6 protein-coding genes are annotated in these 7,324 nt (G+C 55.3%); all 6 read right to left on the bottom strand.

The features are described from left to right. Positions 1-2: 2 nt before the first annotated feature. The gene (locus CHH67_RS05960; RefSeq protein ID WP_144029243.1) at positions 3-239 is read right to left on the bottom strand and encodes a hypothetical protein; all 237 of its coding nucleotides are present in this window, start codon (positions 237-239) and stop codon (positions 3-5) included. A 21-nt stretch (positions 240-260) separates the two neighbouring features. Beyond that, complete coding sequence (locus tag CHH67_RS05955) at positions 261-2,279, bottom strand: alpha-L-arabinofuranosidase C-terminal domain-containing protein (RefSeq protein WP_095264133.1); 2,019 nt, start codon at positions 2,277-2,279, stop codon at positions 261-263. Between the two features lie 19 nt (positions 2,280-2,298). After that, entirely contained in the window at positions 2,299-3,204 is a 906-nt protein-coding gene (locus CHH67_RS05950) for a carbohydrate ABC transporter permease (protein WP_095264132.1), read from the bottom strand. A gap of 15 nt (positions 3,205-3,219) precedes the next feature. Further along, complete coding sequence (locus CHH67_RS05945) at positions 3,220-4,179, bottom strand: ABC transporter permease (protein ID WP_095264130.1); 960 nt, start codon at positions 4,177-4,179, stop codon at positions 3,220-3,222. 32 nt (positions 4,180-4,211) lie between these two features. After that, positions 4,212-5,783 carry an extracellular solute-binding protein gene (locus CHH67_RS05940; protein ID WP_095264128.1) on the bottom strand — a complete coding sequence of 524 codons (1,572 nt, stop codon included), beginning with the start codon at positions 5,781-5,783 and terminating at the stop codon, positions 4,212-4,214. A 135-nt stretch (positions 5,784-5,918) separates the two neighbouring features. After that, the coding region (locus CHH67_RS05935) for a helix-turn-helix domain-containing protein (RefSeq protein WP_144029242.1) at positions 5,919-7,324 on the bottom strand (1,406 nt) is incomplete at its 5' end.

The raw sequence follows: 7,324 nt of genomic DNA, 5'->3' as shown, positions 1-7,324 counted from the left end.
GATTAAACCAGTATGATCACATCGTCAACCATAATGCGCCAAAAGGTGAATCTTTTTGACCAAGAATCCCAGCCAGAAATCCCAACCAGAACCCCAACCAACACCAACACCAACCCATACACCTTCACCAGTCCCAAAAAGCCACCCTCGAAGCCAAACGGACACCCGATGATCCAATACCATGTTCTGTTCAGCACAAAAAAGAGCACGCGATTCACCTTATCCTTGCAAAGTGACAATCGCGTGCTCTGCTATTGCGTTTAGGCTTGCTTGGTCTTCAATTCCAGGGCATAGACCGAGGTCGGACGAAGCGGATACCCTTGCTGCCATGCCTCTGCCGGGAGTACACGTTTCCGGCAGCTAATCCGTTCCGGCTCAAATACGGAGTTGATCTCTTCGAAAGAATCTCCCGTAATTTCATACAACAGCGCATCCCCAAGCGGCTCGGCACCCTCCAGCTTCAGCTCGACCTTCACTTCCTCGAGGCTGCGGTTGACCATAAATACGGTGATGACGCTGCCGTCCTCATTGGTGCACGCCGTGACGTCCAGATCCGGCAATGCATCCAGATTGAAAGGGGCCGGCTTGTTCGAGCGGACAGAGAATGTCCCGCACTTGACCTCGGCCGGAAGCGTCCGCCGGATCTCCCGGTTCGCGTACAGCTTCAATACTTCGTAGGTCGGCGTTCCGTATATCGTAAGGGCACGGCCGCTCCATCCCGGCACTTTGCCGCAATATTGATCGGCATAGTAATCGCCCACGCGGATGCAGCCCCCGAGCCAGCCGTTCACCAGGTCGGAGTAGCTCCCGATATGCACGGTATCGCTGGCCCGCAGCATTTCGTTCAGGTTGGCCGCGTTGGCTACCGCTGCTCCCAAGGTGTGTTCATCCGGGAGCCCCTTGCGCACGGTGTTCGGGTAGAACATCGTATTGTACTCGGTAATGGCCAGCTTCACATGGCGATGCTTCTCATTCGCCTGAATGCGTTCGACCGTCTGCCGAATATCCTCCCGGGTCCATTCGGAGTAAGAGACGATCGCCTTGTACCGCTCTTCGGCCGGCGTTCTCCGATCCATGCCGAATCGGCCAAATCCGTGGTACAAATGCAGCGTCAGGTAATCGATGGACTCCCCTGCAATGTCAAGCACCGCCCGGTTCCAGTCCTGATCGGTATGCCCGCAGGCCAGTATAACCACTGACGGATCGGCCTCCTTCATCGCCTTGGCGAAGGAAGCACAGCGCTCGGCGAACCGATCCGCAGAGCAGGTGCCAACCTGCCAGTCCCCCCACACCTCGTTGCCGATTTCCCAATAACGGACATGGTAAGGTTCCGGATGGCCGCTTGCCGCCCGCTTGGCGCCCATCGGGGTATCGATCCCGCCGTTGCAGTATTCCACCCATCTCGCCGCTTCCTCCGGCGTGCCCGAGCCGTCGTTCACGCAGATCATCGGCTCTACCCCGAGCTCGCGGCAGAAGCGGATGAACTCGTCTGTACCGAAATATTTGTTCGTCCATCCCCCCCACGCTTCATTGTACATAACCGGCCGTTCCAGCACCGGGCCGATTCCATGCTCGAAGTGGTAAGCGCTGATATAGTTGCCTGCCAGCCGCATCATTCCAGCATTCAGATCTCTGGTCATATCCATCACTTCACGCTTGACATAGCCGATGCTGTCTGCGGGCAGCAAGGATACATGATCCAGCCATAGCATCCCGGTGGACACATGATCATGCCACCTCGGGTGATCGGCCGGGACATACACCCGGATTTCCGCATCCGCGCAGGCCCGCGATACGTTCAGTGTGGCTTCGTACTCCTGCCAGTCATGGCTAACGAGGTCGATGCGTTCAAGCCCTAGCCGCTCCTCCGTTTTCCGGTCCGCTGCCTCCACAATAACATACTTCAGCTCGATCGATGCCCGTGCAACCAGCTTGACCGTGTACTCCATCGGCCCCTTGAGCGCTGCCTTCTGGGCGATCCCTGCATAAGCCTCATCATCACTTGAAATCCGGATGCGCACCGCCCGACCCGAATGCCTCGGAGCCGGCGCCTCCTGCGCATACTTCGTATTCCGTCCGTTCGTGTAAACGTTCCAACTTCCGGACACCGCTGTCCTTCCGTCCGCATCGCTTTCGAAATCCATATCCTTGAGCGGGAAGGCCAGCATCGCGTCCATATGGTCGCGGATATCCTCTACGAAATGCCCGAACAAGTATGGATGAATCGTATGCTTGCTGGGCTGTCTACCGTCGATCGTTATCGTTGCGTTTGCGTTCAAGCGAATCCCTCCTGGCCGTTTAACCTTTAATGGAACCAATCATAACCCCTTTAACAAAATGCCGCTGCACAAACGGATACATGATGAGCACCGGCAGGCTTGAGACGATGATGACCGCATACTTGATGCTCTCGGCGAGCAGCACCCGATCCTCCAGCCCGACACTGCCATCGACGGCGTCCGATTGGCTGATCAGCAATATTTCCCTCAGCACCAGCTGCAGCGGATACAATTCTTCGCGCCGGATATAAATGAGCGCATTAAAGAACGAATTCCAGTGACCTACCGCGTAGAACAGAACCATTACCGCAAGAATCGGCTTCGATAGCGGCAGAATGATGCTGATGAGCAGCCGCCAATTGGAGCAGCCGTCGATATGAGCTGCCTCCTGCAGCTCCCACGGGATGCTGGACTGGAAGTAAGTGCGCATCACGATCAGGTTGTATGTCGATACAGCACCTGGAATAATGAGCGCCCACATCGAATCCACCATCCCGAGGTCCTTGACCAGCAGGTAAGTCGGAATCAGGCCGCCGCTGAAGAACATGGTCAGCGTAATAATCAGCATCATCCCTTTACGCAAAGGGAGATCCGGACGCGAGAGCGGGTACGCCGCCAGCAGCGTCATCAAGATGTTGATCACCGTTCCGACGGTGGTGTACAGAATCGAATTGGCATACCCCCGCCAGATTTTGTCGTTGTGCAAGATGTTGGTGTAAGCATCAAGCGTCACGTCTTTGGGCAGCAGCCACACTTCTCCGCCGAGCACCTTGGCCGGATCACTAAACGAGGCGCTGACCACAAACAGCAGCGGATACAGCACAATCACCATAATGACTGCGGCGATGCCATAGACAACGATATCAAACCACCGTTCGTCAGACATGGCGACTTTCGGTTTCTTAACCGCCTTTCGCTGAGACATGGAGCTCCTCCCCCTTTACCATAGACTCGTCTCCGACGTTTTGCGCGCGAAGCGGTTCACCATCAGCAGCAGCGTCAGGTTAATGACAGAGTTGAATAGCCCGATGGCCGCCGTATAGCTGTATTCCCCTTTTAATATCCCGGTTGTGTACACAAATGTGGAGATCACATCGCTGGATTCAAGGTTGAGGTTGTTTTGCATCAGCAAAATTTTCTCAAACCCGATATTCATGAACTGCCCTACGTCCAGGATGAGCAGAATGACGATGACCGGCACGATGCCAGGCAAGGAAACATGCCAGATGCGCCGCAGACGGGAAGCTCCATCCATTTTGGCCGCTTCATACAGCTGCGGATTGATACCGCTAAGGGCAGCGATGTAGATGATCGATTGCCAGCCCATGTTCTGCCAAATATTCGAGCCGATAAAAATCGTCTTGAACCAGCCGGCCGACTCCATGAACCGGATCGGATCACCGCCGAGCGCCTGGATCAGCATGTTGATCGGTCCGTTTGCCGACAGCATGACAGTCAGGATCCCTACGATAACAACCACGGAAATAAAATGCGGGATATACGTCACATTTTGCAGCCACTTACTGAAGGTTTTGCTGCGAATTTCGTTCACCAGCAGCGCCAGCATAATCGGAATCGGGAATGCCAGCAGTAAGGAGAATAGATTGATCGTCAGCGTATTGCGAAGCAGCCGCCAGAAATAGTAAGAATCGAAAAAGCGCGTAAAATGTTCGAAGCCCACCCACTCGCTGCCGGTGATCCCTTTGGCCGGGTTAAAGTTCTTAAACGCAATCTGCAGCCCGTACAGCGGACCATAGTGAAAAATCAAATACCAAACCATCGGCACCAGCAGCATCAGATACAGATCATATCGTTTGGCCATCTGCACGAGCAGACGGCTGCCGCGCTTGGGACGACTGGTAGACAGATCGGCCCCCGCAGGGGCCTCCTTGATGTTCATGAGCATCCACTCCTTACCAACGATGAACTCGCTTATTTCTCCATCTTGTCGTAGGCGTCCTGATACAGCTGCTGAAGCTCGTCGATCTTCATCTTCTTCAACGTCTCCTGGAACTCTCCCCACTTGTCAAAGCTGAGGGCGCCGGCGATAAACTTCGTGCTTTGCTCCTCATAGTACTTGTCGATGTCATTGCGGAGAATGTTGACCTGCTGCGCGGTCTGCTCATCAAACATCGGTGCCGCGTAGCGAACCTCCGGCATGAACGGATCCAGCTTCTTCTGGGCTTCCTGCACCTGCGGCGGGTTGATGTACGAAGCAACCTGCTCGCTGATCAGATGCGGCGCGCCACCACCGGCGTATGGGGTGATCTTCGGCTGTGTCTCCGAAGTGGAGTACGCTTCCTTGTAGTACGGAATGCCATCCTTCAGCTCATAGTGCTCGCCTTCACGGCCAAACCGCAGCAGCGTCGAGCCTTCGTCGCTATAGAAATAGTCGATCCAGCGCATCGTCACTTCCGGGTAGTTGTTCACCGAGGTGATGGCAAAAGCGCCAAAGTCGCGCGGCACTGGCGACGCCTGAGCCTGCATCCGGTCTCCGTGAGGGCCGGCCGGCGGCGACATGCCTTCATACTGATCGGCAATCGGCAGGAAATTGTTGTTCGTCTGATCGAAGAACACCCCGGTCTGGCCCGAGCCTTGTTTCGCCAGATATTGCGCTTCTGTATGCGAGAACACTTCCGGATCCAGCAGCTTCTCGGTATACAGCTTGTTGAGATACATCAGCATCTCTTTGTTGCGCTCGCTGCCCATCCAGATTTCCACCTTGTCATCCTCGATGTTGATGTTATAGCCAAGCTGCTGATCCAGGCCGAACGACCCGCTCATCATCGTGACGATATGCAGCCCGAGGCGGGCGGTCATCGGAATTTCATCCTTTTGTCCATTGCCATTAGGGTCTTGATCGCGGAAAGCAACCAGCACATCGTACAGCTCATCGGTCGTCTCAGGCATATCCAGATTCAGCTTCTCCAGCCATGCCGTGTTAATCCACTTCTTGTCCGTCCGTGCCGAGCCGAGTGTCACGATCCCCGGGATCGCGTATATATGCCCTTCCGGCGTCGTAATTGCCGCGCGGATCTCCGGGTACTCCTCCATCAATTGCGTAAGGTTCGGCGCATATTCCTCAATCAGACCCTCCAGCGGAATAAGCTGGCCGCCAGCTCCGTAGAGAACCGCTTCCAGCGGTGACAGCGAAGAGCGGTACAGCGCGTCAGGAAGCTCGTTGGAGGCGAACAGCAGGTTTTTCTTCTCCTGGAAGCCGTCTGTCGGCGCCTCGATAAATTCCACCTTCACATTGCTCATCTGCTCGTAATCCTGAAATACCGGCATTTCCTTGAACGTCCCGTTCACCGGCGCGATCCGGGTAAACATTTTGAGCTGAACCGGCTCCTCGACAATCGGGAATCCTTCTTTCTTCACCTCAGTGGCCGCTGACCCTTCCGGTGCAGCCTCCTTGCTGCCTGACCCTGAACTGCAGCCTCCCAGCACCAGCCCGGCTATGAGCATCAGGCTGACCGCCGATTTCCCCCACTGTTTTCGTACCATGTAGTGACCTCCTTTTTTCTATGAATGCGAATGATTTGTAAGCGTTTTCTGTGTTGGTGTAATCATTATAGTGCAGCCATTTCGGCAGCAAATTATAAAAATATGACTATTTACTCCACATATTTGATTTGACGGTCATTTTCTCCCGATCCGGTTCACATACGCGTGCGGCGTCATGCCGGTCATTTCCTTGAACACCTTGAAGAAATAGTTGTACGTGCCGAAGCCGACCTGACTGCTGATCTGTTTCACGGAATATTGCCCGCTCTCCAGCAGTTTGCGGCTCGCCTCAATCCGCACCCGATTGACGTATTCGGAGAAGGTGGACTTCGTTTCCTCTTTAAAAATCCGGCTCAAATACGAGGGGCTTAGACCGATCGCTTTCGCCGCCAGTTCCAGTGTGATGTAGCTTGGATATTGCTCCAAAATGAGCAGGATCGCCTGCGATACATGGCTTGAATAGGGACCGCCGGCGCGCTGACGCCCGAGCCGCTGAAGCAGCGCTTCATAGTAGCTTTGCAGCCATTGCTCCAGTTCGTCCATGCTGTCAATCCTCCCTAATGCTTCACGCACAGGCATGCTGCCTGCTGACATGTCTTCATCGTGCAGCAGCCCTTTTTCCATCGCCTTCTCACCGATCGACAGCAGTTCGCTGACCATCATTTGCACTGGCTGGGAATGGACCGGTTGTCCGCGAATGGACGAGAAGATCGAGGCAAGCAGCTGCTGCGCCCTTTCCTTGTCCAGATTCTCAATGGCAAGCAGCAGCCGTTTGTGCTCCTCAATCGTCAGCGAGATTCGCTCACTGCCGCGCCAGGGCTTCTCTGAAGGCGAGCCGGCATCCAGCAGGCGCTCGGCCGATCTGTAGCTCGCCTCGATATTGCGGAGATGACCGCACACATGCCCGATGGCATACGTGCATTTCAGGTTGAGGAACAGCTCCAGCGAATGCCGGAGCTTGCTCATCAACCGGGCAGCTTCGCTTGCGGCCGCCTGTTCGCTGCGATCCCGGAAAGCAAAGACCGCTGCAAGGCGGCCGTTCTCAACATAGGCCGCCATCCGATCCGGCGGGTCCCCGAGGCTTTGCTGCATCAGGTCTACCACCTGCTGAACCAGACGGTTCGTCTGGACGTCGCTGCGGGATTCCGTCAGCAGCCGGAACGAGACGATTTGGACCGCCGCTGTCACATAACTGACCGTATCCGTAAACACTCCGATCTCACGCGTATAATGCTCCAGTGCCTGAATGGCCCCCTCTTTTCCCTGCATCAAGTCCGACAGCGACTCCCGCAGACGCAGCAGATAGCTGCTTCCCTCCGGCGCCTGAGCGATGCCCCGGGTGCCTGGGCCGGAAGAAGGCTGTACCTCCAGCGCCGCTTTGTGCAGGACGGTCATCAGCATCTGTTCATCCAGCCGATGCTTGAGCAAATAATCGACCGCTCCGTTCTTTAAACATTCGCGCACATAATCATAATCGTCATAACTGCTAAGCATAATGGTCCGGACATGCGGATACTGCAACCGGATCGCCCGCTGCAGCT

Source organism: Paenibacillus campinasensis (assembly GCF_002272015.1).
In the GTDB taxonomy this organism is placed as follows: Bacteria; Bacillota; Bacilli; order Paenibacillales; family Paenibacillaceae; genus Paenibacillus_AQ; species Paenibacillus_AQ campinasensis.
This window is presented reverse-complemented; position numbering and strand designations above follow the sequence as displayed.